This is a genomic window from Streptomyces sp. NPDC028907, assembly GCF_055564995.1.
In genome coordinates, this window is the sequence record NZ_JBVHVE010000003.1 from 455,333 (window position 1) to 481,241 (window position 25,909).

The window sequence follows — 25,909 nt, forward strand, 5'->3', positions numbered from 1 at the left end:
GGGCCGGCCCGTGGGGGTCCTTGGTCACACGGCCGCGGTGACGCGGCTCTCCAGGTAGTCGACCGCCGCGCGCACCGTCGTCAGGGCGTCGGCGTCCTCGTTGGGCACGTCCAGCCCGAACCTGCGCTGGACCAGGACGAACACCGAGACCACGGCCAGCGAGTCCAGCTCCAGGTCGTCGGTGAACGAGGCGTCGGGGGTGACCCTTTCGGCCGGTACCTCGGCGACCTCGTCGAGGATCTCCGTGAGGGTGCGGAAGACGTCGTCCCTGTTCATACTGCTGCTCCTTGGTTGTCGAACGGTGTGTGTGATGCCGGTTCGGCCGACCGCGACGCGGGGACGGCCGGCCGGGGTGGCTCGGGTGGGGCCGGGGGAAGCCGGACGACCTGCCCGGCGTAGACGAGACCGGTGCCGAAGGCGAGCAGCAGGGCGAGACCGCCCGGCTCCGCGTCACCGTCGGCGAGCATGCGGTGTACGGCGGTGGGGATGGACGCCGCCGAGGAGTTTCCGTAGTCGACGATGGTGCGGGCCACCGCGACGTGTTCCGGTAGCGCCAGGCCCTTCACCAGTTCCTCGGTGATGCGGAGGTTGGCCTGATGAGGGACGAAGGCAGCGAGGTCCTGGACGCCCACGCCCGCCTGCTCCAGCGCCCGCTGGGCCACCGGGCCCATCTCGTACGCGGCCCACTTGAAGACTTCGCGTCCCTCCATGGCGATCACCGGCCAGGGTGCGTCCCTCGCCTCGCGCAGTGACGCCCATGAGGTGCTCTGCCGGATCGTGTCCTTGTGGGACCCGTCGGATCCCCATACGACGGGTCCGATGCCCGGTTCGTCGGACGGGCCCACCACGAACGCGCCCGCCCCGTCGCTGAAGAGGAAGGCAGTCGTCCGGTCCTCCGGATCGAGCTGCTCCGAGAGCCGTTCGACACCGATCACGAGAACGTGCCGGGCACTGCCCGCGCCGACGAGGTCGGCGGCGAGCGAAAGCCCGTAGCAGAAACCGGCACATCCGGCGGTGATGTCGAACGCCCCGGGCGCCAGGGTGCCGAGGCGGTGCGCCACGGCGACGGCGAGCGAAGGAAACTGCCGCAGGTGGGAGACGGTGGACACGATCACGCAGTCGATCTGCTCGGGCGTCAGCCCCGCGTTCGCCACGGCCTGGGCCGCCGCGGAGACCGCCATCTCCTCGACGGTCTCCTCCTCCGTGGCCCAGTAGCGGGTCCGGATGCCGGAGCGGCTGCGGATCCACTCGTCGGAGCTGTCGATCCGCTCGCACAGCATGGCGTTGCTGACCAGCCGCGACGGTACATAGGTGCCGACTCCGAGGATGCCCGCGGGCGTTCCGTGTGACCGCCGGACGATGCCGACGCCGCTCCCCTCGGCCGCCAGGGGGATGCCGGGGCCCGTCATGCCGTCCCCACCGCCCCGGCGAACTCCGCGGAGGACCGGTCCGGTGCGCCGAAGTCGTCCTCGCCGCACCAGCGCACCAGGGTGGCACCCATGCTCACCCCGGACCCGAAGGCGGCCAGCACGACGAGATCCCCGGGGGAGAGCCTGCCGTTGTCGAGCGCGTCGCGCAGCACCAGAGGGACGCTGGCGCCCGAGGTGTTGCCGTACTTCTGGACGTTCGTCACCGTCCGGTCCTGGGGCACCCCCAACGCCTCCACGATGCCGTGGACGATGTACAGATTGGCCTGGTGCAGGGCGAAGAGATCCACGTCGGACGGGGTGAGCCCGTTGTCGGCCAGCAACTCCTCGATGAAGCCGGGCACCTCGCCCACGGCGAACTCCCGCACCGCGGGGCCGGACAGCTGGGCGAAGTTGTCACCGAACGCGCTCTGCCGGGGCCGGCCGTCCCGGGCGCGGCGTTCCTCCCTCGCCACCCACACCGCCCGGTACCGCGTCGGGTCACTGCGCAGCGACGTGGGGCCGATCCCGGCGCCCGGGGCGCACGGCTCCAGCAGGTAGCACGCCGCGCCGTCGCCGAAGATGACGGCGGGGCCGACGTCCTTCCAGTCCAGTGTCTTGGTGCTGACGTCGGCCATCACCACCGCGACCCTGCGGTAGGCGCCCGAGGCGACGTATTTGGCGCCCACGTCCAGCGCGAACACACTGCCGGGGCAGGCACCGCTGTTGACGTCGAAGCCGGTCGCGCCGGTCGCGCCGGCCTTGTCGATGACGAGCATCGCCGTGGGCGGCGCCATGTTGTCGGGGGTGTACGTTCCGCAGATCACCAGGTCCACGTCGGCGGGCGTGATCCCGGCACGGTCACAGGCGTCCCGCAGGGCCCGGGCGCCGAGATCGGAGGTCCACTCGTCGTCGGCCGCCACGCGACGGGTCTCGACGCCGATGTTCTCCCGTATCCAGTCGTCCCGGGTGATGAGAATCTCTTCCAGGTCGACGTTGCTGAGGACTTTCTCGGGAAGGTAGGCGCCCACGGCGCGGATTCCCACGCCGTGGAATTTCTCTTGCCGTTGGTCGGCAGTTCGCATCATGCAGTTCCTGTCCGTTTTCCAGCGAGCCCGTTCATGTGGAACCCCACAGCGGGAATGGCTCAGCCGATTCCGGGAAGGGGGGCACGGCGGTTCTTTCGGGTGCTTTCCCACAACCGCACAGCCCTTTCCACAAGCTGCTCTTCGTGGCCGTGGAACACCTCGGAAATGGCCTTTTCGGCCTCCGCTGTGGTGGCGAGATATTCGATGTGTTCCCGGCCGTGTTCGGCGCGGACGAAGTTCTCCCGCATCAAGATCAGCTTGCCGTCCGGCACCGCCCTGGAGCACAGCAGGCTGCCCGTGAGGGGGGAATCGGCGGCCTCCATGTGGTAGCCGACGATCCACTCGTAGTCGGCGAGCTCCAGTGGCCGGGAGGTGAAGCGGTAGACCGGGACCCAGTCGCCGTCGGGCGTGCGGCGGACCACGACGCGGTGCCCGTCGGCGGTGCCCACCCGGTACGTCCAGCCGGACTGGGTGTGCTCGCCGCCGTCGGCGCGCAGCGGTTCCAGGATCGTGAGCATCAGGAAGCTGACGTCGACGACCCACTCCGCCCCCTCCGCCTCCACCAGGAGCAGCAGGTGGTCCCAGCGCGGAGCCCACTGGCCGTTGACGCGCCAGGCCTGAGCCGCCACCAGCCGCACCCCGAACCCGGCGTCGCGCAGAAAGCGGCCCAGCAGCGGGGTGGTCTCCAGGCACGTCCCGCCCTCCTGGCGGAGTACCACCTTGTCGAAGACACCGGGAAGGTCCAGCGCGGGCCGCCGTCCGTCCAGGGCGTCGAGCATCTCGTACGGCACGGCCCTCAGATGGGCCCGCACCAGCGATCTCAGGCAGTCGACGGACGGTTCCAGCGGCTGGTCGTGGCCGAGCCGTCGCAGATACGCGTCAGTCGGCAGCCCCGCGCCGAAGGTGCGGTGGGACGTCCCCGACGGAGCCGTGAGCGGCGAGGTCACCCCAGCACCCCTTCCGGGACGCCGGCCCACAGCGGACGCAGCTCGGGCTGTCCCAGCACCATGGGCAGGAAGTCCGGCAGCGCGTCACCGTGCTCCGTGGCCTGTTCACCGGGGAGCGGGGCGAGCGTGGTGCGCTGCATCTCCTGAAAGCCCTCGACGAAGGGCACGCGCAGGCGCAGCACCTCCTCCAGGAACCGCGTCGAACCGCCGTCCGCCGCCGCCCGGACGATGCCCTCGGCCGCCCACGCCGCGTCCTGCAGCGAGGTGTTGAGCCCCTGCCCGCCGAACGCGTGCATCGCGTGCGCGCTGTCTCCGATGAGCAGGACGTTGCCGTCCAGCCAGCGGTCGGGGCGCACCATGTGGTGCTGGACCTGGCGGTGCGGCACCTCGTCCCAGCCACGTGCGGCCACCTGCGGCGCGAAGACGGCCGCCAGCTCGGGAGCCGCCTCGCCGAGCCTCCCGGCCAGCTCGGCGAACGGGGCCGCGAGGGCGGCGTCGACCTGCTGCTCCCGGGTGATCCACACGACGATGAGCCGGTCCCCGGGGTACGGCATGGACAGCACGTAGGCGTCGTCCGTGAAGTGCATGGTGATGCGGGCGCCCCAGCCGGGCGGGGCGGGCACCAGGAAGTCCAGGTATCCCTTGTCGTACGGGAAGACGTGGGTGGGGATCTCGGCGAGGTCGCGCACGGTGGAGAACTTGCCGTCGGAGCCGACGACGAAGTCCGGCCGCAGCAGATGCGTGCCCGCGGCGTCCCGGAAGACCAGCTCGCGCCGCGTGCCTTCACCGCCCCTCAGCTCCGTCACTTCGGCGCCCAGCCGCAGCTCCACGCCGGGCAGTTCGCCGATGGCCGCCAGCAGCGCACCCCGCAGAGCGGTGACCGGCACGGTGAGCGCGTAGGGCAGGGGCACGTCGGGCAGGTCGCTGTAGGCGTACCGGGCGACCTGCCGCCCCCGCACGCTGACCTCGCCGCTGCTGATCTCGCCGGCGCCTGCCCGGACCTCGTCCAGGAGACCGGCGCGCTCCAGGACGCGCAGGGTGACGGGCTGCAGCACCGGCGCGCCCGCCTGCCGGGTCAGGTCGATCCGAGGGCTGCGCTCCAGCACGGTGACGCGATGGCCGGCACGGCCGAGGAGCAGGGCGAGCAGCAGTCCGGCGGGGCCCGCCCCCACCACACATGCCGTCGAGCTCGGTGGATGGTCCGACATTCGTCTTCTCCTTGGGCTGACAGGAACGGGAATTCCCGCTGAATCGGCGGAGGGTGCGCGTGGAATCGCGCATCGGATCCTTCCGGGCGACCGGCACGGGCCGACAGACCCGGCCGCCCTGACCGAATGGCGCACCCTGGCCCCCTCGAACGGTGCACCCGCCCAACGGAATTCCGGTGCCCGGGTCGGGCAGGGTATTCGGGCCTTGGCGCCGCCGGCGCGACGGGTGATCGTTGTGGCGTCGTCGAGGAAATGAGGTTCTGAATGTCACGCTGGTCCCCCGGAAAAAATCTGAGATTGAGCAGGCTCGGTCCGCAGGACGGGCGTTATCTCTTCGTTCCGCTGGACCATTCGCTGGCGGACGGTCCGATCGCCGACGAACAGCGCTTTCAGCAACTGGTCCACGAAGTGGTGGCCGGCGGCGCGGACGCCGTCGTCGTACACAAGGGACGGGCACGGGGTATCGACCCGCGGTCGCTGCGGGGCAGCGCTCTCGTGGTCCATCTCAGCGGCAGCACGCCACACGCCCGGGACGCCGATGCGAAGGTGCTCGTCGGCTCCGTGGAGGACGCGATCCGGCTCGGTGCCGACGCCGTCAGCGTCCATGTGAACGTGGGATCGGACACCGAGGCCGAGCAACTGGCCGATCTCGGCACCGTGGCGAGCGCCTGCGAGCGCTGGGGCATGCCCCTGTTGGCCATGGTGTACCCGCGGGGTCCGCGGATCTCGGATCCGCATGACCCCACGACCCTGGCCCATGTCGTCAACATCGCCGCCGACCTGGGCGCGGACCTGGTGAAGACGACCTGGTCGGCCCCCTTCGGCGCGATGGCCGACGTGGTGGCCAGCAGCCCGATCCCGGTCCTCGTCGCCGGAGGCCCTCCGGGCAGCGGCGAACTGACGGACTACGCCCGTGCCGCGCTGGAGGCCGGTTGCAGCGGCCTCGCTGTCGGACGCCGCGTCTTCCAGCACACCGACCCCCGCAGGGCGGTCCAGGAACTGGCGGCCGTCGTGCACTGCCCGGCCGGCGACCCGAACCGGGTCCTGACCGAAATCTCCTCTTTTCCCGTCTCCTCTCCCTCTCACGCATTGGCAGGTTCCCGGTGAAGTTTGGATGGATTGACCTCCGCGGCGTCCCCGCCGAGCACTACGACGCGGTCGTCGAGGCCGCGATCCACGCGAAGATCGAGGGCATCGTCGCCGACGAGCCCGGCCGCCTGGCCGCGCTGCCCCCCACCGTCAAGCGCGTCCTGCTGCCGTCGCAGCAGATCTTCCCGTCGGCCGTGGCGGCTCCCGCCGAGGACGCCCCGGCCACGCCGGACGTACTCCTCACCCGGCTCACGCACTCGGACGACCTCGACCGGCTGCGGCTCGACGTCGCCGGTACCGGCCATGAGCCGGCGGCGTTCGTGGACGTCGTCGACGACCCCACGCTCAAGCTCGCCTGCTCCGCGGCGCGGGAACTGCCGTACACGGTGGTGCAGTTCCAGGACCCGACCAAGATCCCGCTGGAGATCGTGATCGCCGCCGCGGACAAGACGCCCGGCCAGCTCATCTGCCAGGCGAACGACCTCGAAGAGGCCGGCATCATCCTCGATGTGCTGGAGAAGGGCTCCGAGGGCGTCATGTTCGCGCCGCAGGACGCCAACGAGGTCTTCGGCTTCGCCGAGCTGCTGCGCGTGCAGACCCCGGACCTGGACCTCACCACGCTCACGGTGGAGTCCATCGAGCACAACGGTCTCGGCGACCGGGTCTGCGTCGACACCTCGACCCACTTCGCGGAGGACGAGGGCATCCTGGTCGGCTCGTACGCCCACGGCTTCGTCCTGTGCGTCAGCGAGACGCACCCGCTGCCCTACATGCCGACCCGCCCGTTCCGCGTCAACGCCGGTGCCCTGCACTCCTACACCCTGGGCCTGGACAACCGGACCAACTACCTCAGCGAGCTGAAGGCCGGCTCGCCGATCCTGGCCGTGGGCGCCGACGGCCGCACCCGCCGCGTCGTGGTGGGCCGGATCAAGCTGGAGTCCCGCCCCCTGCTGACCATCAAGGCGGTCGCCGAGGACGGCACCGAGGTCAGCCTCACCGTCCAGGACGACTGGCACGTCCGGGTGCTGGGCCCCGGCGCCTCGGTGCTCAACGTCACCGAGCTGAAGCAGGGCGACAAGCTCCTCGGCTACGTGTCCACCGAGAAGCGGCACGTCGGATGGCCGGTCAAGGAGTACTGCGTCGAGAAGTGACGCGCCGTCAACCACCGGGTTCCGATCCCCCGCGGAGCCCGGTCAGCGAGACCGGCCGTGCCCCGAAGCGGCTCCCCCCCATCCAGGGAGCGCCGCGCCGCCCGGGCCCACGAGGCCCAGGCGCGGGCACGGCCGGTCCGTCCCCCCGACTCGCCGTTGGAGGTATCCCCGTGACTGTTTCCCAGCCCGTGACGATCCCCTGGTGGGGAGCCGAGTTGCTGGGCAGTCGGCCGGACCACGACATCTGGGCCCGCACCTGCCGTGACGTGACCTGGGCCGAGCTGAGAAGCCAGGTGACGCGGAGCATCGACATCTTCGCCGCGCACGGTATAGGCCCGGGCAGTTCCGTGGCCCTGCGTCTGCCGCCCAGCCTCACCGGCATCTGGTCGCTCCTGGCCCTGTGGTCGCTGGGCGCCCAGGTCCAGCTCCTCGACCACCGGCTCAAGCCCGCCGAGGTGCAGCGCGTTCTCGACCTGTGCCGGCCGCGGTACTACGCCCACACCACCGACGAGACCGCCACACAGTTCCAGGACGAGTGCGAGGTGTACGTCGAGTGGCGGCGCGACGGAACCCCGGCCCGTACCGACCACTGCCTGGTGCAGTTCAGCTCCGGCTCGACGGGCCGGCCGAAGGTCATCGGGCGCTCGGCCGCGTCCCTGCGCAGCGAGCTCGACGCGTTCTCGCGCATCCCCGGGATGCCGCGCCGGGGCGAGCGTGTGCTGCTGCTCAGCTCCACCGTGCATTCGCTGGGTCTCATCGGCGGTGTGCTCCACGCCATGAGCGTCGGCGCCACCCTCGTCTTCACCTCCCATCTGCAGCCGCCGTCCCTCGCGGCGACGCTCGCGGAGGAGGACATCGACGCGGTCTTCGGCGTCCCCTTCCACTACGACCTGCTCGGCCGGGTGCCCGACCCGCCGGCGGCGCCCCGGCTCCGTCTCGCCGTCAGCGGCGGCGAACGGCTCCGTGAGGACGTGCACCGAAGGTTCGAGGAGCGCTACGGCCTGCGCATCGGGCAGGCCTACGGGATGACCGAGACCGGCATCGTCGCCACCGACCTCACCGGGGAGTTCGCACCGCCCGTCGTCGGCAGGGTGGCGCCCGGGGTGCACACCCGGGTCCGGCGCGGTGAGCTGTGGGTGCGGCTCGACCGGTCGCCGTACCTCCAGGACGAGGGCACCGAACGCTACGTAGACGGCTGGCTCAACTCCAAGGACCTCGCCCACTACTGCGAGGCCGACGGCACCCTGCGGATCGCGGGCCGCTCGGACTCGCTCGTGGCCGTCGGCGGGCTCAAGGTCGACCTGATGGAGATCGAGCACGAACTGGCGCTGCACCCCTGCGTCCGTGAGGTCGTGGTCGTTCACGCGGAGGGCGGCATCGAGGCGCACGTCGGGGCCCCCGAGGGCCTCACGGTCTCCGAACTGATGGCCTTCGCCCGCGAACGGCTCAGCAACTTCAAGATCCCGCGGCGCATCCAGGTCGTGCCGGCCCTCCCGCGCACCGCCAACGGCAAGCTGCTGCGTTCCGCGGAACTGCTGCGCGCCGCGCAGGGCGCGGCGGCGAGCAGCCCGTCCGCGGCCGGTTCGGCGGGAGGTTCCCCGTGATCATCGAGCCGGTGCGGCGCGGAGCCACCTGGGCCACCGCGCACCCCGACGGCCGCGGCGTCCTCGTCCGCCGCACCATCGACGCCGTCCGGGCGCGCGGCACCCGGCCCGGACCCCGTGCCGTCCTCGTCATCGGTGCCTCGTCCGGACTCGGCCTGGCGACCCGTCTCGCCGCGGCCTTCGGCCATGGGGCCGCCACCGTCGGCGTCTGTCTGGAACGGCCGGGTACCCCCAACCGGCCCGGCACCGCCGGCTGGTACAACGCCGCGGCCACGCAGCGTGAACTGGCCGCGGCCGGACTTTACGGCCGGCTGGTCGTCGGCGACGCGTTCGCCGACGACGTGAAGGAGCGCACCGCCCGGCTCGTCGCCCGGGAACTCGGTGGCGTCGACCTGGTCGTGCACAGCGTCGCGGCGCCGCGCAGGACCGACCCGGTCACCGGCCGGGTGCACCGTTCGGTCATCAAGACCATCGGCGAGCCCTTCACGGAGAAGGCGTTCGACGCCTCGTCCGGGTCCGTCCGCCACCACACCACGCCGGCGGCCACCCCGCAGGAGATCGACGACACGGTCCGTGTCATGGGCGGCGCGGACTGGGAACGCTGGATCGACGTCCTCGAAAAGCACGGCGCGCTCCGCGCCGGCGCCCGCACCGTGGCCTTCAGCTACGTCGGCAACTCCTGGCTCGCTCCCACCTACCGTGACGGCACCCTGGGCCAGGCGAAACAGCACCTGGAGTCCACGGCCCGCGCCCTGCACCACCGCATGGCGGCCCACGGCGGCGCCGCCCACGCGGCCGTCATGCGCGCCCTGGTGACCCCCGCCAGCCAGGCCATGCCGGTGCAGGCGCTCTACACCCTGCTGCTGCACCGCGTCACCCGCGAAGCCGGCCTGCTGGAGACCACAGACGACCAGGCACGCAGATTGCTGGAGCACCTGTACCCGGGGGCGCGCGCCACCGTCGACGCCGACGGCCGTATCCGGCTGGACGACATCGAGATGCGCGGCGATGTACAGGAGGAGATCCGGCGCCGCTGGGACAAGGTCCACGACGCGGCGACCCTGGCGGAGCTGGGCGACCTGGAGGCGTACCTCGCGACCACCCGGCAGCTGCACGGCTTCGGCGTCGACGGCGTGGACTACGCGGCCGAGGCGGACCCGGTCCGTGCCCTACCCGATGCCCTGATGATCCCTGACCCGAGGAACTGACGTGACGACCGTAGACACCCACCGCATCACCGACTTCGTGCTCGGCGTGATCCGGGACATGCTCAACATGCCCCTGCCGCCGACGATCTCACCGGCCACGCCCCTGGGCGCCGACGGCCTCGAACTGGAGTCTCTGTCGTTCGTCGAGCTCACGGTCCACGTCGAGCGCGAGTACGGCATTCAGGTCGATGACGAGACGGTCGACGGGTTCGCCCACACGACCCTCGGGGAACTGGTCGACGGCATCCGGGCCCGCATCGCGGACACGGCTCCGGCCGCGGCCTCGCCCGAGCCGGAGTCGGAGCCGGAGCCGTTCGGGCCGCGGTCGCTCAGCCTGCGCGATGTGAAGAGGCTGCTGGCGCTCAGCCAGATCATCCCCGCCGCTGACGCTGACGACATCGCCGACGACGCGGACGTCGTCCTCGACTCGCTCACCGTGGTGTGGTTCCTGTACCAGCTGAAGGAACAGCACGGCATCGAGCTGGAGATCGACCACGCCCAGGCCGCGGACATCACCTCGGTCGGCGCGCTCCACGACTTCCTGCGTGTCCAGGTCGGCCTTCTCGCGGGAGCGGGAGAAGCGCGGGGGGAGGTCGTCGGATCGTGACCACCGCACCCGACGACGTCCTCGTCACCGGGTACGGCGTCCTGACCGCGCACGGCTTCGGCGAGGAGGCGCTGCGCACGGGCGTCTTCGCGGGCCGCCCGGCGTTCCGCCGAGTCGAGCGCTTCGACACCGGCCCGTTCCGGGGACGGTATGCCGCCGTCCCCGCGACCGCCCCGCTGCCCGGCGCCGGCCCCGAACAGACCCCGAGTCAGCGCGAAACCCTCGTCGCCTGCGCGCGAGCAGCGCTCGACATGGCCGGGCTGGCCGGGCACCCGCGCGTCGACGTGCTCGTCGGCACCCAGGGGGACCACCGCGAGGTGACCACGTTCTGGTCCGGGCGGCAGCACGGCGCCGACGGCGGCGTCGACCAGCGTGTGGTGGAGAGCCTGCCCGCGGCGCTGCCCGGGCTCGTCGCGTCCGACCTCGGTGTCACCGGCCGACGCCTGGCGTTCGTCAACGCCTGCGTCGCCTCGGCCAACGCGCTGATCCACGGCGCGCGGCTGATCCGCTCGGGCCGTGCCGACACCGTGCTGTGCGCGGGGGCATATCTGGTGGAGCGCGAGTTCTTCGCCAAGTTCGACTCGGGCCGGGCCTTCGCCACCGACGGCCAGGTCCGTCCGTTCTCCGCCGACCGCACAGGCCTGCTGCTGGGCGACGGTGTCGCCGCACTGGTCCTGGAGTCGGCATCCCGGGTCCGTGCCCGTGGCGGGGAACCGCTCGCCCGGATCGGCGGATGGGGCATCGCCTCCGACGCGCACCACGTCTGCCAGCCGCACCCGGAGGGGCGGGGCCTGTCCACGGCCATGACGACCGCGATCCGGCACGCGGGCGCGGCACCCGAGGAGATCGGCTACGTCAACGCGCACGGCACCGGAACCAAGATCAATGACAGTGCCGAGACGGCCGCCCTGCACCGGACCTTCGGGACGGCGGCGCGCACCGTGCCGGTCAGCTCCACCAAGAGCACCACGGGTCACATGCTGGAGGGTTCGGGTGCCGTCGAGGCCGCGATCAGCCTGTACGCCCTGCGTCACGGGATCCTCCCGCCCACCGCCGGACACACCGCCGCGGACCCCGCGTGCGACCTGGACTGGATACCCGACGAACCGCGGACGGCCGACGTACGCCGCGTGCTCACCGCCAACGCGGCCTTCGGCGGCGTCAACACCGCGATCGTGCTGGAGCGCCCATGACCACCCCGACCGCATCCGAGAACCTGCGCGCACCGGCCCTAGTGGTGGGGGCCGCGGCCGTTCCACGGCCCGTGGGCGAGGACGGCCCACCGGCCGTTCCCGGCTTCATCGAGTCCCGTTTCAACCCGCTGGTCCGTGCGGCGGTGGATCGCTGCCTGGCCGATGCGGCACCCGCCGGGCCGGCGCGGTTCGCCGACCGTACCGCCGTCCTGCTCGTGACCCTGTTCGGCGACGCCACCACCACTGATCTGGCGGGTCAACGGCTCCAGGAGGGCCGGGCACACAACCCGCTGCTCTTCTACCAGTCGGTGCCGACGTCCATCCTCGGCTACGTCAGCCGTGAACACGGCCTGCGCGGCGCTCTCACCTGTCTGTCGGTCGACGCCGCCTCGATGCCCGAGGCCTTCGAGACGGCCGAACTGATGCTCGCCGACGAAGAGGTGGACCAACTGCTGCTCGTCGGTGTCGAGCTGGTGGCCACGCAGCGCACCGCCGCCGTCCGGCGTCACCTGCCGTCGGACGATCGGAACCCTCCCGAGCACGACGCGGCGGTGGCCCTGCTGCTGCGCCGGGCCGAGCCGGGTCCGGCACCGGACACAGCGGTGACCGTCGATCTGCGCGCGGCGGCGGACGCGGGCGCACCGGCGCCGGCCGGCATCGGGCGGCTGCACGGGCTCGGTTCGCTGTGGGCCACCGCGCAGGCTGCGCGCGGCGCGTTCACACAGGCGCCCTGAAACGGGCCCGGACCAGCACCTCTTCCCCCCTCCACCCAACGGAGACACGTATGGAGAACCACTCCGCACCGGCGGCCGGCACATCCGCGGTCATGTCACCGCCCGGACCGCCGGGCAGTGCCGCCGAGCCGCCCCGCACGATCCTGTCCATCCCGCCCGACCTCCACGACGACCAGCTGATCGTCCGCATGGGTATCGAGGTCGTCTCCTGGGACCCGGAACGCCTCGTGGCGACCATGCCGGTCAAGGGCAACCAGCAGCCCTTCGGCTGGCTCCACGGCGGAGCCAACGCGGTCCTGGCCGAGACCCTCGGATCGATCGCGGCTGCCCTCCATGTGGCGCCGCACGGTGCGGTGGTCGGTCTTGAGGTGTCCTGCACCCATCACCGCCCCGCCCGGGGTGGTCCGGTCACCGGGGTCTGCACGCCCCTGCACCAAGGAGACCGCGTCGCGACGTACGCCGTGTCCGTCACCGACGACAAGGGACGCCTGACCTGCACCGCGCGGGTCAGCTGCCTCGTGCACAAGCGGGGCGGCGCCGGCCGCGCAGGGAGCCGTACATGACCATCAGCGCAGCCATGGCCGCCGGTGGCGGCGGCGTACTCCCCGCGCAGTCGCGTCCCGACGGCGACACCTACCGCCGGGCGATGGGCCTGATGCCGACCGGTGTCACGGTCATCACGTGCGGCAGCGGTGACCGCACCGAGGCGCTCACCGCCAGCTCGGTGACGTCGGTGTCCCTCGATCCGCTCCTGCTGCTCATCAGCATCGGAGCACACGGCCGGATGCGGCGGCGGATCGACGAGCACGGGGCCTTCACCGTCAACGTGCTGGCGAGCGGCCAGGAGGACCTCTCGGCCGTCTTCGCCGCACACGACCGCCCCGGCGGTCCGGCCGCGCAGCAGATCCTCGGCACCCGCGTCGGCCGCACCGGCAACGTCCTGGTGTCCGGAGCTCTGCTCTCGGTCGACTGCCGGGTCGAGCACCGGTATCCGGGCGGCGACCACGTCATCGTCCTCGGCCGCGTGGAGGCGCTGCACACCCGGGGCAATCCCGCGGCTCCGCTGGTGTACCACCGCGGCGGCTACGCGACCCTCGCCCAGGAGGTGGCCGCCTGATGCGCAAGGCGATCCCGGGCGCCGGAGCCGTCCCTGTCCTGTTCCCGCGGCCGGCCTGTCGCCGCGGCCTACCGAACCGCGCGAAAGACGGTGGTACCGCATGACCCGTTCGATCCTCGTCACCGGCGGCAACCGTGGCATAGGACTCGCCGTCGCGCGGGCGTTCGCCGAGCAGGGCGACCGGGTCGCCGTCACCCACCGGGGCAGCGGTGTGCCCGACGGCCTGCTCGGCCTCACCTGTGATGTGCGGGACCCGGACCAGATCGACAAGGCCGTCACCGCCGCGGAGGAAGCCCATGGCCCGCTGGACGCCGTGGTCGCCAACGCGGGCGTCACGGACGACCGGCTGATCCTGCGCATGTCCGACGACGACTTCGGCCGGGTGCTGGACACCAACCTCGGCGGTGCTTTCCGCGTCGCCCGGCGGGCCGCCGAAACCATGGTCGGGCGCCGGCGCGGCCGCCTGGTGTTCGTCTCGTCCGTCGCCGGTCTGCGCGGCTCGGCCGGGCAGACGAACTACGCGTCCAGCAAGTCGGGCCTGGTGGGGCTCGCCCGGTCGCTCGCCCGGGAACTGGGGCCGCGCGGCATCACCGCGAACGTGGTGGCCCCCGGACTCGTCGACACCGACATGACGGAAGCGCTGTCCGCGCGGCAACGCGACCGCATCCTGCAGGACGTCCCGCTGGGCCGCAGTGCCCGACCGTCGGAGGTGGCCTCCGCCGTGCTGTGGCTCGCCTCGGAGCAGGCGGGTTACGTCACCGGCGCGGTGCTGCCGGTCGACGGGGGCCTCGGCATGGGCCACTAGGCCCCTGCTGGAAACCTCATCGTCGAAGGAGCGTGCGCACATGGCAGAACAGACATCGTGGCACCGGCCCGGCCCCGACTCACCCGCCCCGGACGGGAGACTCTGCTGGTGGGCGGCGCTGACCTCGCTCCCCCTCGATGTCCTCCCGGGCCTCGCGGGCTGTGAGGACGACCCGGCGGAGCGCCACATCGTCCGCAGCGTCGACTGACATCCCAGGTCGACCGCTCTACCGGCCGCGGCCGGTACCGGGCCCGGCAGGGCGGTGCTCTGCCGGGCCCGCTCCGGGTCCGCCGCTCAGTCGACGGTCGCGAGGGTGACCACGGACGCGAAGACGTCCTTGTCGTTCTGGTGCCCGACGACACGCACCCGGGCCCGCCCGATGAGGTCGTCGGGGAGCGGGTCCGCCTGGAGCCAGCAGGGTGCGTCGAGTTCCGCGTAGCGGCTGAAGACCGTGTCCATGGCAGCGACCACCGTCCGCTTGGGGTGGGCCAGGGTGTGGGCGGCCTGGCGGGCCGCCTCCAGCAGCAGCATGCCGGGGGCGTGGTCGACGGCGTGGTCGAAGAGCACGGGATGGGCCGTGTCGACGCGGAGCTGCCAGCGGTTGGCGCTGTCGGCGCTGGACAGGACCACGTCGTCGAAGTTCTCGCGGCCGACGGGCACGGCGGGCGCGGGCGAAGGCAGCGGCAGGGCGCGGGCGTTGACCGCGACGATGTCCGCGTACCGGCCGCGCAGCCGCTCGTAGACGGCCCGGCTCTGGATGCCGAAGCGGGTGCGGGCGCTGCCGAGCGAGGCGCCGGCGTGCAGCGCCTCGACGCGCAGGGTGATGGCCGCCGCGCGGCTTCCGCGGTAGGTGACGTCGGAGCAGGTGATGCGCAGTTCGATCTCGCCGGACGCGTCACCGGCGGCCAGGGCGTCGGTGGAGACGGCCCAGTGGAAGTCGTGCCACATCAGCTGGTGGCCGAGCGGTACGTCGTAGGCTGCGTGCGAGATCAGCGGCAGCGCCTGACGGATCGTTTCGCCGAGCAGCAGCGGGTCGTACAGCCCATGTCTCGTGAGGTAGAAACTGTGAGCCTCGGGCCAGCGGGCGGTGACGGTGAAGGAGTCCGGCCCCGTACGCCACCAGCGGTCGCAGAGCACTTCATCCGGGTTGGTCTTGTGTGTCCACGCCTGCGGGACTACCGAGGAAACACCCTGATCGACGTTCAAGGCCATGACTGACTCTCCCCCTGTGTTGTCACGACGAGATGTCGTGCCGCCCGGTGATGGTGGCCGGGGCGCGACACGAATAAGATAGAGGTTGTTCTTTTTGTTTGTCGAGAGATCATAGGTGACGAGGGAGACCGGCCAGTGGCACGACCAATGCAGGAACGAGCCCAGCGGACGCGGGAGTTGCTGCTGCGCGCCGCTGCCGAGGTGTTCGACGAACTGGGCTACGCGGGCACCAGCATCAGCAAGATCCTCCAGCGCGCGGGGGTCACAGCGGGAGCGATGTACTTCCACTTCGGCTCCAAGGAGGAACTGGCCCGCGCGGTGATCCGGGAACAGGCCGCCGACGTACGGTTCCCCGACGAGGGGGACGGTTTGCAGCGCCTGGTGAACATGACCCAGCACCTGGCCGCCGCGATGCAGCGCAACACCCTGCTGCGGGCTGGAGTTCGACTCGCCGTGGAACAGGGTGAGGCCGGATTCCGGGACTACGCCATCTACGAGTGGTGGGCCGAGCAGTTCAGCCGGCACCTGCAGCGCGCCCGGGAGCTGGGCGAACTGCTGCCCGGGGTCGACGAGGCGGAATTCGCCCAGCAGTTGGTGGCCGGCTACACGGGCACCCAGATCATGTCGCAGATCTCCTCGGACCGCGCCGACCTCCCGCAGCGGATCGCCACCCTGTGGCGCTACCTGCTTCCCGCCATCGCCCCGGCCGAGGTGATCGGACGGCTCGACCTCTCGCCACGACGGCTGACGACGGAGACGGTCGCGTGACCACGAAGGCCGTGGGCGGCGTGCGGCGCCCCGTGCGCGTGGTATTGACCGGCGCAACCGGCTTCGTCGGCTCGGCCGTACTGCGCAGGCTGCTGGACCGCAACGGACCGGCCGCGGGAGTCGTCGTCCGCGCCCTGGCCCGTACCGTGCCACGAGAGGCCGTGGAACGACCCGATGTCCACTGGCAGACAGCGGACATCGCTGCCCCCGCCTCCCTGGACGGCGTCGCCCGGGACGCGGACGTCCTGATCCACCTCGCGTCGCGCGTCACCGGCGATACGGCGGCGTGCACGGCGGTCAACACGCGGGGCACCCAGGCCCTGATGGACGAGGCACGCCGCCGGGGCGTACGACGGGTCGTCCATCTGTCGACCGCCGCGGTCTACGGCCCCGGGCCGCACCGGGGCATCGATGTCGACGAGACGACTCCGGCGCCGGTCTCCCCCGCCAGCCGCAGCAGGCTCGCTGCCGAGGAGTTCGCGCTGGCCGCCGGGGCCGTCGTACTGAGACCGGGGCTCGTACTGGGGACCGGTGACCGTTGGGTGGTACCCGCCCTGGCCGAACTCCTCGACCGCGTCCCGGCGCGCTGGGACGGCGGCCGCGGGCTGCTTTCCCTGGTCGACGTGGACGATCTGGCGCGGCTGATCGTCGCCGTGGCGTGCGGCCCGGGGGAGGTGCCGCCGGGGATACACCACGCGAGCCATCCCGTTCCGGTGTCGAACCGGGACATGATGACGCGGCTGGCCGACCTCGGCGTACTGCCCACCGTTGCGGAGGACTGGCCATGGCGGGAGTGTCTGCGCCGGTTGGGGGAGACGCCCGGTCAGGTCTCGGCGCGTCAGTTCGCGCTCCTCGCACAGGATCACTGGTACCGGAGCGAGCGGATCTGGCGGGCCGCCGACTGCCCGGAGGGCCCAGGGCCGCTGACCCGCCTGGCGGCTTCGGCAGTCTGGTACCGGGGCCAGCTGAGCTCCTGACCCGCGGGACCGCCCCTTCGCCCCCGGTGGGGCCCTGCCCGCCCGGCAACGGCGGCGCGGACACCGGGCGGATGCGGTCGGCGAGCTGTCAGAACGGCACGGCGGGGCAGCTGGTGCCCCGCGGCGGGACTGCCAGGTCGGTGAGATAGCCGTCCACGGCGCCCTCCATACACGGGCCGCTGGTGACGCTGCCGTGGCCGTGGCCCTCATAGGTGAGGAGCACGCCGCTGCGGCCGAGCTGCCGGGCCACCGAGACCGCCCACGGGTAGCCGGTGGCGGGGTCGTGCAGCGCGTTGGACACCAGGATCGGCGGGGCACCGTGTGCGTCCAGGCGGTGCTGCGGGTTGGCGGTCGGCGCGCCCAGACACGCCGCTGTCATGTGTATCGGCAGCAGGTAAGGCAGGTCAGGCGCGGTCGCTCTCATCATGGTGACGAGCGAGGCGTACTCCCGGTAGTCGCGCACCGGCAGCCGCCAGTCCGAGCAGAAGACCGGGGTGGCCGGGGGCAGCGGTGCTGTCGAGGTGGGCGAGGCGGGCAGAGGCTTGCTCGCGTCCATCTCCGCGATCGCCGTTGCCAGGCCCGCGTAGTCGGCCTGGTAGAACTTCCGGAACGCGATCCTGTTGACCAGGTCCGAAGACGACAGCGAGGTGCCCGGCTTCGCGGGGGCCTCCAGTTCGCCGCGCCCGGCCCGGGCCAACAGGCCCTGCCAGACGGCGCGGACGTCGCGGCCGTGCAGCGCGCAGTCCGCGGCACCGCCGCACCACTTCACGAACTCCCGGAATGAATCCTCTGCCGTGGCCGCCTCGGACTGCAGGAATTCACGGGTGGTCGGAACGCTGTGGTCCATGACGCTCTCCAGCACCATCGCGCGCACGCGGCGCGGGTAGGTCTCGGCGTACTGCGCGCCGAGCAGCGTGCCGTACGAGCTGCCGTGGAAGGTCAGTTTCCGCTCGCCGAGGGCGGCCCGGAGGGCGTCCAGGTCCCGGACCGTCTGGGCGGTGTCAAGGTGGTCGAACACCGGGCCGGTACGGGCCCGACAGTCGGCACGGAGCCGCCTGTTGTACGCCGTGGTGGCGTCGAAGTCCGCCTGGCTCCTCAGCTCCGGTGACGGCCGCTCGGCAAGCAGGTCGCCGGAGCAGGTCACCGGGTTGCTGCCGCCCACGCCCCGCGGGTCGAAGCTGACGATGTCGAACCTGCGGCGGACCTCGGGGCTGAACCGGCTGACACGGTCCACCACCGTCTCCACACCCGAGTCGCCCGGCCCGCCGGGGCCGAACACCATCGAGCCGACGCGTGCGCCGGGGTCGGCGGCCTTGCGGCGGGCCACAGCCAGGTCGAGTCTCGGGCCGTACGGGTGGGCCCAGTCGACCGGCACCGAAAGAGTGGCACACTCGGCTCCCGGCTCCACCGGGCCGTCACACGGTGCCCACCGCAAGGCCCCGGCGGCAGGCGACGACGCGTGGACCGCGGGAGCGGCGGCGAGACCGGTGACGACAGCCGTGACGACTCCCGCGACCATGGCCGTGCCCCGCGCGGCGCGCTGCCGCAGCGCTGATCCGACCCTTGACGGCATGGATCCTCCTCATGAAGAGAGCGGTTGGGTCAAGCGTGCGGACCTGGCCAGGGCACTGCCGTCACGTTAGGTGCACCGCTGCCCATGTGGGGCCACTGTCAGGGGCTTTTCGGGGTCGGATCGGGGATCGATCAGGGGCGACCGGGGGGCAAGGAGCGAAGAACGGTCAAGGTCGGCTTCCTTGTCAGCGAACCTCGTCGCTCTTCGGCCCGATGCCTTCGACCCTGGTCGCAGCTCCGTCCGGGGCGAACGAGCGGTGGAAGGTGAAGGCGTGCGGCGCGGAGCCGTGGTCGTGGAGGTGCTCCAGCCGGGAAACCCCGTCCTGCCAGGTGGGTATCACGCCGTCGGAGACCCACCAGAACACGTGATTCGGGTGCCCTGTCCTCTCGAACCAGTCGTAACGCCTGTTCAGCGCCTCACGGTGCAGACCGGTGTGGACGGCGTCGAACGCGGAGCGCAGGTCGGTCCAGAGGGAGAGGGTCGCGGCCAGGGCGGTGGTCCCCGGCGTACGGCCCTTGCCGTACCAGGTCGGTACGGCGAACTCTCCCCACGCGCCCCAGTCCGCCTCGAAGAGCGCGCCCCGGTCGCCGTCTGCCGATTCAGCACGCGCGAGGTATCCGGGGTGCCTGCTGATCCTCCGGTAGACGGCCTCACCGATGTCGTAGAACTCGCGGGTGAGAGGCGCGGGATCGGCGAGAGGTGACTTCAGGACGCCGAATGTGTACAGAGCAAGATGGGGCATGCGTCTCTCCCTGGTAGGGGCTGCCTGGCGTGGACGGCGCAGCCTGGACGAACCCCCGTGCGGCCGTGGGCGAGCACCGAGGGCCAGGTGAAGGTAGCTGCCTCTGCGAGCCCTGTCGAAGTTGCGTTCTCCCTGTCCACATGGCCTCTTGCACAGGTCCCCGCGGGCACTGGGACGGTGGCACCGCCCGGTGGAGCACCTGCTCGCGCTGACGGCCTCGGCGGGCGCGAGGGAGTGAGAGAGCGGCCTGCCCGTTGGGGCGGCGGCCGTACGCCTGAGAGCGTCCGGCCGCCGTCCCTTCCCCCCGTTCGACCGGGTACTACTCGATGGTCCAGCCGACGCTGCCGACACCCGTGCTGTACCAGGCACAGGTGGCGGAGGACTGGCCCCACTGGCCCGGGTTCAAGGTCACCCAGTCACCGGAGACGTCGGGGGCCCGGCCGCAGACGACCTCGGCGCGGAAACGGATGGTGCGGTCGCTGTTGTTGGTGCAGCTGGCGATGCCCCGGTCCGTGTCGACTCCGTGGACCGCGCCACGGCAGTCGACCGAGCCCGCGGCGGACGCCGGGGCGGCCAGGGCGCCGACGGACAGGGCCACCGCCGAGACGGTGGTGGCCAGACCTGCGGCGAACATCTTCTTACTGCGGATCATTTTCCTGCCCCCGAGAGAGGTTGCGGTTTGCATGTGCTGACCTCAGTGAAGGCGTTGGGGGCGGTCCCGGGTAGCTGACATCTGTCAGGGTGCCCGGTCCACCGGCATGCCACAGGCGCAGGAGACCCCGCCGGGCGAGCCGACAGAGGCGGGTCGGCGTTCTCAATCACCCGTTTCCGGCGGCGAAGTGCTGCCGGGCGCGAGTCCGCAGGTGCCGGATCTCGATGTGCCGTCCTGTCCCCTCAGTTCCACGACGACCTGGCCGTCGACGTCCCGGCTGTAGGCGATCGTGCACGTCAGCTGGCGTAGAGCGGTCTTGTCCAGCGGCTTCAGGGCCAGGGGCAGGTGGGTTGTGACACGGCCGTTCGAGGAGGGTTCGACCTTGACGGTCCCGCCGGGGCGGATCGTGGGGAGGGCGGTGGTCAGACCGGCGGCCCGGTCGTCCTCCCGCGGGCCGGCGAGCAACGCCAGGACGACCTTCTCCGTAGGCACCGGTCCCGTCGGGTCGTCGGGGTTCTGGTCTCCGGAGGCGAACTCGGCCCCCGGAGGCTGCGTCGTGCGGATCACGGTGCTCAGGCCGCCGTCAGGGGAACGGAAGAAGAGCAGCATGTCGTGGTCGCGGTCGAGGAAGGCCTGGAAGCTGGCGGGGCCGCCCGCCTCGATGACGTCGGTCTCCTGGATCCCGCAGCCGCCGATCAGCGGCGCGGTCGCCGCGACGGCCAGGGCGACGGCGGCCACCGCACGCCCGCGCGTCCCCACACGTCTCACCGGCCGGCCTCCACGCCTCACCCCCCGGGCTCCTCCGCGTGGAGCGGGATTTCGACGGTGAAGACGGCGCCGGCGCCCGGCAGGTTCCCCGCGCGGATCGTTCCGTCGTGCAGTTTCACGTTCTCCAGGGTGATCGCCAGGCCCAGGCCGCTGCCCGCCGAGCGGGTGCGGGCCGCGTCGGCCTTGTAGAAGCGGTCGAAGATGTGCGGGAGGGCTTCGGGGCGGATGCCGGGGCCGCTGTCGCCGACCTCGGCGATCAGGACGGCGCAGGACGGGGAGCGGGTCTCCGTGCGCAGGCTCACCGTCACGGGCGCGCTGCCGTGGCGCAGGGCGTTGCCCACGAGGTTGGCGATCACGAGGTCGAAGCGGCGCGGGTCGAGGCGGGCGCGGATGCCGTCGGGGAGTTCGGCGCGGACCCGGTCGTCGCTCCAGTGCCGGTTGTCCAGGGTCTTGCGGATGGCCTCGGCGACGTCGACCTCGTCGGCGTTCAGTTCGGCCGCGCGGGCGTCGAAGCGGGAGATCTCCATCAGGTCCTCGACGAGCACGGCGAGCTTCCCGGTCTCCGCGCTGACCAGCCGGACAGCGCGGGCGGTGTCGGCGTCCAGGTGGTCCGCGTCCTCGTCGAGGACCTCGGTGACGGCGAGCATTCCGGCGAGCGGGGTGCGCAGTTCGTGGGAGACGTCGGAGGCGAAACGGCGGGCGCGGGCCTCGGCGTCGCGCAGTTCCCGTACCGAGTGTTCGAGTTGGGCGGCGGACTCGTTGAAGGTGTGTGCCAGGTCCGCCAGTTCGTCGCTGCCACGGACCGGGATCCGGGTGTCGAGCCGGCCGCTGCCCATGCTCTGGGCGGCCTGGCGCAGTTCCCGGACCGGGCGCAGCACGCTGCGCGCGGCGATCAGACCGGGGACGAGCGCGACGGCGAGACCGGGCAGGGCGCCGTCGCGGGCGGCCATCAGGAGGGCGTCGACGTTGACCTGTTCGTCGGTCATCGGCATGACGGCGTAGAGGACGAGTCCGCTGGACAGCAGGCTGTACGGGCCGGTCTTGAAGACCATGGGCATGGCGATGGTCAGATAGGGGACGCCGTCCTTGACGACCCGCTCGAAGCTGCCGTGCGGGTCGGCCCGTGCGGCGCGGCGCAGTTCGGGGGTGATGACGGTGGAGACGGGGTTCTCGCCCGAGGAGGCGCGGACCGAACCGTACTCGGCGAACACCACCCAGGGGTGCGGCTTGCCCTTGCGGGCGATGTCTTGCAGGAGTGACTCCAGGTCGTCCCCGCCCTGCACGGGCAGTGCGAAGCCCGTCTGCTGGACCTGGTCGCGGAACGAGGTGACCGCCGTGTCCTGCGCGGTCTGGAGCACCGCGTTGCGGGCCTCGCGGTAGGTCAGCGCGGCCGTCGTGCCGGCGCTGACGGCGGCGACCAGCAGGAAGGCGAGCAGCAGTCGGGTGCGCAGCCCGAACGCCCTGGCCCGGCGCGACCGCTGGATGCCGGTGCTCACAGCGGACCGAAGCGGTAGCCGAAGCCCCGCAGCGTCTGGACGTAGCGCGGACTGCCGGCCTGGTTCTCGATCTTGCCGCGCAGCCGGGCGACACAGGCGTCCACCAGCCGGGCGTCGGCGTGGTAGCTGTGGTCCCAGACGTGCTCCAGCAGCTGCTGCCTGCTGAACACCTGCTCGGGGGCGGCGGACAGATGCAGCAGGAGCTTGAGCTCCGAGGGCGGGAGCGCGAGCGGCCGGCCGGCCTTGGCGACGGTCAGTCCTCCGCGGTCGATGGTGAGTTCGCCGTGGACCTCGATGGCCGCACGGCCCTGGCCGCCGTCGTCCAGGCGGCGCAGTACGGCACGGATGCGGGCCTCGATCACCTCGGTGCGGGCGGGTTTGACGATGTAGTCGTCGGCGCCGGCCTCCAGGCCGATGACCACGTCGAAGTCGTCGCCGCGCGCGGTGAGCATGATGATCGGCAGCTGGCTGCGCTCACGGACCCGCCGGCAGACCTGCACCCCGTTCATCCCGGGCAGCATGAGGTCCAGCAGGAGCAGGTCGGGGCGGAACTCGGCCATCGCGGCCAGGCCTGCCTCGCCGGTCGCGGCCGCCCGTACCTCGTGGCCGCGGCGGCGCAGACCGAGTTCGACCCCCTCGCGTACGGAAGGGTCGTCCTCGATGAGGAGCACGCGGGACATCGGCGGTTCTCCCTCGGTGGTGGTCAGGGGCGGGTACGGGTGCGGGTCACCCTGCGGGCTACGCCGCCGAGCAGCGCGAGCAGTTCGGCCAGGCGCAGCGGACGGGCGAGCAGGGCGAAGGTGAGGATGACGGCGGTCGCGCCGGCAACCGTGGAGAGCACCGCACCGGCCGACGCGGTTCCCACCACCGCGAGGTGGCCCAGCGCGGTGGCGGGAACGGCGGCGAGCAGCAGCCGTAGGTGCGCGCCGGCGGCGGACGAGCGCAGGGGTCGGGCGACGGCGAGGCGGCGGGCCAGCACCCGGCCGGTCACCGCCCAGCCCACGCACAGCGCCAGTGAGTACGCCGCCGCCATGCCGGTCACCGCCCAGCGGGCCGGCAGCAGGTGCGCGGCGGCCAGGGACAGTCCCGCGTTGAGGGCGACGATGACGAGGTTGAGCAGGAACGGCGTACGGGTGTCGGAGAGCGCGTAGAAGGCGCGGGACAGGACGTACTGGCCGGACAGGGCGATCAGTCCCGGCGCGAAGGCCATCAGGATCCCGGCCATGGCGGCCGTGTCGGCGGCGCTGGTCCTGCCGTATCCGAAGACGAGGGCCATCACCGGCTGGGCGAGGGCGAACATCGCGCAGGCGGCGGGGACGACGGCACTGGCGCAGACGCGCAGCGCGTGGGAGACGTCGCGGCGTACGGCGGCGGTGTCCCCGTCGGCGGCGGCCGCGCTCATCCGGGGCATCAGCGCGGTCACCACGGAGACGGTGATGATGCCGTGCGGTACGACCCACAGGGCGTAGGCGTTGTTGTAGGCGCCGTAGCCGGGGCCGCCGTCGAGGCCCGCGGTCGTGGCGAGCCGGGTGGTGACCCAGTAGGCGGCCTGGTTGGCCAGGACCAGCAGCACCAGCCAGCCGGCCGCGCGCAGCGGGCGGGTCAGTCCGCTGCCGCGCCAGTCGAAGCGGGGCCGCCAGCGGAAGCGGGCCGCGCGCAGGGCGGGGACGAGGGCGAGGGCCTGGGCCGCGATGCCGGCGGTAGTGCCCCAGCCGAGGACGGCGGTCTCGGCCGGGGTGAGGGTGTCGCCGCCGCCGAGGGACAGCGCCAGGTACAGGCCGAACACCGCCATGACGACGAGGTTGTTGAGGATGGGCGCCCACATCATCGCGCCGAACCGGCCGCGTGCGTTGAGCACCTGCCCGAGCAGCGTGAACAGCCCGAGGAAGAAGATCTGCGGCAGGCAGTAGCGGGCGAACGCGACGGTCATGGCCGCCTGTTCGCCGGTGTAGTCGGTGTACACGTCGATGATGGCGGGGGCCGCCCAGACCGCGGTCGCGGTGATGGCGAGCAGGGCGACGACGCAGACGGTGACGAGCCGGTCGGTGTACGCGGCGCCGCCGTCGTCGTGCTCCTTGGCGGCCTTGACCAGTTCGGGCACGAAGACGGCGTTGAGCGCGCCGCCGAGGAGCAGCATGTAGACGATGGTGGGCAGGGCGTTGCCGACCGCGTAGCCGTCGGGGACCGGTCCGATGGTGCCGATCGCCGCCGCGACCACGGCGGACCGGGCGAAACCGGTGGCCCTCCCGACCATGGACCCGACGGCCATGACGGTGCTGCCGCGCGCGGCGGAGGCCGGCTTCGCCGCCGTCGGTGTCTGTGTCGGCGTCGGCGTCGTCATCGGCGGTTCAGGTACGCCTGGAAGGCGCGGTAGAGCGTGTGGTTGGCGCTGCCGGCCAAGGGTTGCTCCCATTCCCCCAACGTCTCGACGACGTGTCCCCCGGTGCCGAGCTTCCAGCGCAGCAGTCCGTACGCACGTTCGTCCGGATCGAGAGTGGAGGGTACCCCGCGCATGTCGTAGACGTCGGCGCCGAGGGCGTGGGCGTCCTGGAGCATCCGCCACTGAAGGGCGTTGGAGGGGCGGACCTCGCGGCGGTGGTCGGCGGAGGCGCCGGTCTGGTACCAGGCACGGCGGCCCACCGTGATCATCGTGTGGGCGGCGAGGATCTCTCCACGGTGCCGGGCGAGGTACAGCTTCATCCGGCCGGGTTCTTCGGCGTTGAGCGCTGCGTACTGGCGCTCGTAGTAGGCGAGCGAGCGGCCGAGCCGGAAGCCGTCGCGTCGCTCGGTGACGCCCAACAGCCGGTAGAACTCGGGGAGTTCGGCCGCGCTGCCGACCACGACCTCCACGCCCTCCTTCTGGGCGCGGCGGACGTTGCGGCGCCACTCCTGGTTGAGGCCGATCCACAGGTCCTGCGTGGTGCGTCCGGCGAGCGGCACGTGGAAGACGTGCCGGGGCTGGGCGTCCCCGTCCTTGTCCTCCCCGCAGCGACGCCAGCCGCGGGCCCGCAGCCGCTCGGCGACGGCGGTGCCGAGCGGGTCGACCTCGCTGGCGAGGACGTCGGCGAGGCGGCGGCCCGGTCCGGTGCGCGGCTTGAGGTGGACGGCGTCCCAGCGCCGGTAGGCGGGCGACGGGCCGATGCGTACGGCGAAGGCGCCGGCCCGGCGCAGGTGGTCCAGCAGCGGGTCGAGCCAGCCGTCGATGTCGGGGTCGGTCCAGTCGGCGACGGGTCCTTCGGGGAGGTAGGCGAAGTACTTGCGGGTGCCGGGGAGCTGCCGTAGCAGCACCAGGGCCACACCCGTCAGCGCCCCGGCCTCCGGATCGGGTCCCCAGCCGAGCAGTTGGGCGCGCCAGCCCTCCTTGACGCCGGCCCAGGACGGGCACTGCAGGAATCCGGCGCCGAGCGCGGCGCCGTCGGGGGACGCGAGGAAGGCACGGTAGGTCTCCGCGGTGACGGGGCGCAGGGCGAAGCCCCGGTTCTGTGCTTGGCACACGCGGCTGGGCGGCACGAGCAACGCTGACACAGTCTGAGCCTCTCCTTCTCCCCGGCCCGGTCGCGGGGA

At 72.1% G+C, this 25,909-nt stretch carries 27 protein-coding genes; 13 read left to right on the forward strand and 14 right to left on the reverse strand.

The features are described 5' to 3' along the window. Positions 1–24: 24 nt before the first annotated feature. From ACZ4UU_RS11135 to ACZ4UU_RS11155, 5 genes are all read right to left on the reverse strand, one after another. Positions 25–276, reverse strand: a complete 252-nt coding sequence (locus ACZ4UU_RS11135) for an acyl carrier protein (protein ID WP_361925905.1) — start codon at positions 274–276, stop codon at positions 25–27. Continuing rightward, complete coding sequence (locus tag ACZ4UU_RS11140) at positions 273–1,409, reverse strand: beta-ketoacyl-ACP synthase III (protein WP_468038634.1); 1,137 nt, start codon at positions 1,407–1,409, stop codon at positions 273–275. Before ACZ4UU_RS11140 ends, ACZ4UU_RS11135 begins: the two co-directional genes overlap by 4 nt. Further along, on the reverse strand, positions 1,406–2,452 hold the full coding sequence (locus ACZ4UU_RS11145) for a 3-oxoacyl-ACP synthase III family protein (protein ID WP_468038636.1): 1,047 nt from the start codon (positions 2,450–2,452) through the stop codon (positions 1,406–1,408). The genes ACZ4UU_RS11140 and ACZ4UU_RS11145 overlap by 4 nt, the downstream gene beginning before the upstream one ends. 101 nt (positions 2,453–2,553) lie before the next feature. Beyond that, on the reverse strand, positions 2,554–3,441 hold the full coding sequence (locus tag ACZ4UU_RS11150) for an arylamine N-acetyltransferase family protein (RefSeq protein WP_468038638.1): 888 nt from the start codon (positions 3,439–3,441) through the stop codon (positions 2,554–2,556). Continuing rightward, positions 3,438–4,649: an FAD-dependent monooxygenase gene (locus ACZ4UU_RS11155; RefSeq protein ID WP_468038640.1), complete on the reverse strand. Its 1,212-nt coding sequence runs from the start codon at positions 4,647–4,649 to the stop codon at positions 3,438–3,440. Before ACZ4UU_RS11155 ends, ACZ4UU_RS11150 begins: the two co-directional genes overlap by 4 nt. 264 nt (positions 4,650–4,913) lie before the next feature. Here ACZ4UU_RS11155 and ACZ4UU_RS11160 point away from each other — a divergent pair, with 264 nt between their 5' ends. The 11 genes from ACZ4UU_RS11160 to ACZ4UU_RS11210 all read left to right on the forward strand — a co-directional run bounded on the left by ACZ4UU_RS11160 (position 4,914) and on the right by ACZ4UU_RS11210 (position 14,365). Next, positions 4,914–5,756, forward strand: a complete 843-nt coding sequence (locus ACZ4UU_RS11160) for a 2-amino-3,7-dideoxy-D-threo-hept-6-ulosonate synthase (RefSeq protein ID WP_361925897.1) — start codon at positions 4,914–4,916, stop codon at positions 5,754–5,756. After that, complete coding sequence (locus ACZ4UU_RS11165; protein WP_468038642.1) at positions 5,753–6,889, forward strand: 3-dehydroquinate synthase II family protein; 1,137 nt, start codon at positions 5,753–5,755, stop codon at positions 6,887–6,889. Before ACZ4UU_RS11160 ends, ACZ4UU_RS11165 begins: the two co-directional genes overlap by 4 nt. Positions 6,890–7,059: 170 nt before the next feature. Then, positions 7,060–8,493 (forward strand): class I adenylate-forming enzyme family protein, encoded by a 1,434-nt coding sequence (locus ACZ4UU_RS11170; protein WP_468038644.1) that lies wholly within the window; start codon positions 7,060–7,062, stop codon positions 8,491–8,493. Then, entirely contained in the window at positions 8,490–9,701 is a 1,212-nt protein-coding gene (fabV, locus tag ACZ4UU_RS11175) for an enoyl-ACP reductase FabV (protein ID WP_468038646.1), read from the forward strand. Before ACZ4UU_RS11170 ends, fabV begins: the two co-directional genes overlap by 4 nt. A gap of 1 nt (position 9,702) precedes the next feature. Beyond that, the gene (locus tag ACZ4UU_RS11180) at positions 9,703–10,308 is read left to right on the forward strand and encodes an acyl carrier protein (protein WP_468038648.1); all 606 of its coding nucleotides are present in this window, start codon (positions 9,703–9,705) and stop codon (positions 10,306–10,308) included. Continuing rightward, positions 10,305–11,501 (forward strand): beta-ketoacyl-[acyl-carrier-protein] synthase family protein, encoded by a 1,197-nt coding sequence (locus ACZ4UU_RS11185; RefSeq protein ID WP_468038650.1) that lies wholly within the window; start codon positions 10,305–10,307, stop codon positions 11,499–11,501. The genes ACZ4UU_RS11180 and ACZ4UU_RS11185 overlap by 4 nt, the downstream gene beginning before the upstream one ends. Further along, positions 11,498–12,235, forward strand: coding sequence for a ketosynthase (locus tag ACZ4UU_RS11190; RefSeq protein ID WP_468038652.1), 738 nt, complete (start codon positions 11,498–11,500; stop codon positions 12,233–12,235). The genes ACZ4UU_RS11185 and ACZ4UU_RS11190 overlap by 4 nt, the downstream gene beginning before the upstream one ends. Positions 12,236–12,285: 50 nt before the next feature. Next, positions 12,286–12,798 carry a PaaI family thioesterase gene (locus tag ACZ4UU_RS11195; RefSeq protein WP_468038654.1) on the forward strand — a complete coding sequence of 171 codons (513 nt, stop codon included), beginning with the start codon at positions 12,286–12,288 and terminating at the stop codon, positions 12,796–12,798. Beyond that, positions 12,795–13,352, forward strand: coding sequence for a flavin reductase family protein (locus ACZ4UU_RS11200; protein ID WP_468038656.1), 558 nt, complete (start codon positions 12,795–12,797; stop codon positions 13,350–13,352). Before ACZ4UU_RS11195 ends, ACZ4UU_RS11200 begins: the two co-directional genes overlap by 4 nt. 100 nt (positions 13,353–13,452) lie before the next feature. After that, positions 13,453–14,157 (forward strand): 3-oxoacyl-ACP reductase FabG, encoded by a 705-nt coding sequence (gene fabG, locus ACZ4UU_RS11205; protein WP_468038658.1) that lies wholly within the window; start codon positions 13,453–13,455, stop codon positions 14,155–14,157. A 40-nt stretch (positions 14,158–14,197) separates the two neighbouring features. Next, positions 14,198–14,365, forward strand: a complete 168-nt coding sequence (locus tag ACZ4UU_RS11210; protein WP_361925876.1) for a hypothetical protein — start codon at positions 14,198–14,200, stop codon at positions 14,363–14,365. Positions 14,366–14,451: 86 nt separating this feature from the next. Here ACZ4UU_RS11210 and ACZ4UU_RS11215 read toward each other — a convergent pair whose 3' ends face one another. Continuing rightward, positions 14,452–15,369, reverse strand: a complete 918-nt coding sequence (locus ACZ4UU_RS11215; protein WP_468038659.1) for a ScbA/BarX family gamma-butyrolactone biosynthesis protein — start codon at positions 15,367–15,369, stop codon at positions 14,452–14,454. A gap of 135 nt (positions 15,370–15,504) precedes the next feature. On the opposite strand from ACZ4UU_RS11215, the gene ACZ4UU_RS11220 reads away from it, so the two are divergent. After that, positions 15,505–16,137 (forward strand): ScbR family autoregulator-binding transcription factor, encoded by a 633-nt coding sequence (locus ACZ4UU_RS11220; RefSeq protein WP_468038661.1) that lies wholly within the window; start codon positions 15,505–15,507, stop codon positions 16,135–16,137. Beyond that, complete coding sequence (locus ACZ4UU_RS11225; protein ID WP_468038663.1) at positions 16,134–17,114, forward strand: NAD-dependent epimerase/dehydratase family protein; 981 nt, start codon at positions 16,134–16,136, stop codon at positions 17,112–17,114. Before ACZ4UU_RS11220 ends, ACZ4UU_RS11225 begins: the two co-directional genes overlap by 4 nt. Before the next feature lie 88 nt (positions 17,115–17,202). Here the strand turns inward: ACZ4UU_RS11225 and ACZ4UU_RS11230 are convergent, their stop codons facing one another. From ACZ4UU_RS11230 to ACZ4UU_RS11265, 8 genes are all read right to left on the reverse strand, one after another. Next, the gene (locus ACZ4UU_RS11230) at positions 17,203–18,687 is read right to left on the reverse strand and encodes an alpha/beta hydrolase (protein ID WP_468038665.1); all 1,485 of its coding nucleotides are present in this window, start codon (positions 18,685–18,687) and stop codon (positions 17,203–17,205) included. A gap of 184 nt (positions 18,688–18,871) precedes the next feature. Beyond that, on the reverse strand, positions 18,872–19,429 hold the full coding sequence (locus tag ACZ4UU_RS11235) for a DUF3291 domain-containing protein (protein ID WP_468038667.1): 558 nt from the start codon (positions 19,427–19,429) through the stop codon (positions 18,872–18,874). A 319-nt stretch (positions 19,430–19,748) separates the two neighbouring features. Further along, positions 19,749–20,081: a hypothetical protein gene (locus ACZ4UU_RS11240; protein WP_468038669.1), complete on the reverse strand. Its 333-nt coding sequence runs from the start codon at positions 20,079–20,081 to the stop codon at positions 19,749–19,751. 162 nt (positions 20,082–20,243) lie between these two features. Then, positions 20,244–20,849 (reverse strand): hypothetical protein, encoded by a 606-nt coding sequence (locus ACZ4UU_RS11245; RefSeq protein ID WP_468038671.1) that lies wholly within the window; start codon positions 20,847–20,849, stop codon positions 20,244–20,246. A 17-nt stretch (positions 20,850–20,866) separates the two neighbouring features. Next, positions 20,867–22,345, reverse strand: a complete 1,479-nt coding sequence (locus ACZ4UU_RS11250; RefSeq protein WP_468038673.1) for an ATP-binding protein — start codon at positions 22,343–22,345, stop codon at positions 20,867–20,869. Next, positions 22,342–23,025 (reverse strand): response regulator, encoded by a 684-nt coding sequence (locus ACZ4UU_RS11255; protein WP_468038675.1) that lies wholly within the window; start codon positions 23,023–23,025, stop codon positions 22,342–22,344. The genes ACZ4UU_RS11250 and ACZ4UU_RS11255 overlap by 4 nt, the downstream gene beginning before the upstream one ends. Before the next feature lie 23 nt (positions 23,026–23,048). Further along, a complete protein-coding gene (murJ, locus tag ACZ4UU_RS11260) occupies positions 23,049–24,686 on the reverse strand; it encodes a murein biosynthesis integral membrane protein MurJ (RefSeq protein ID WP_468038677.1) in 1,638 nt (545 codons plus the stop codon). After that, on the reverse strand, positions 24,683–25,870 hold the full coding sequence (locus tag ACZ4UU_RS11265) for a lipid II:glycine glycyltransferase FemX (RefSeq protein ID WP_468038679.1): 1,188 nt from the start codon (positions 25,868–25,870) through the stop codon (positions 24,683–24,685). Before ACZ4UU_RS11265 ends, murJ begins: the two co-directional genes overlap by 4 nt. Positions 25,871–25,909 lie beyond the last annotated feature (39 nt).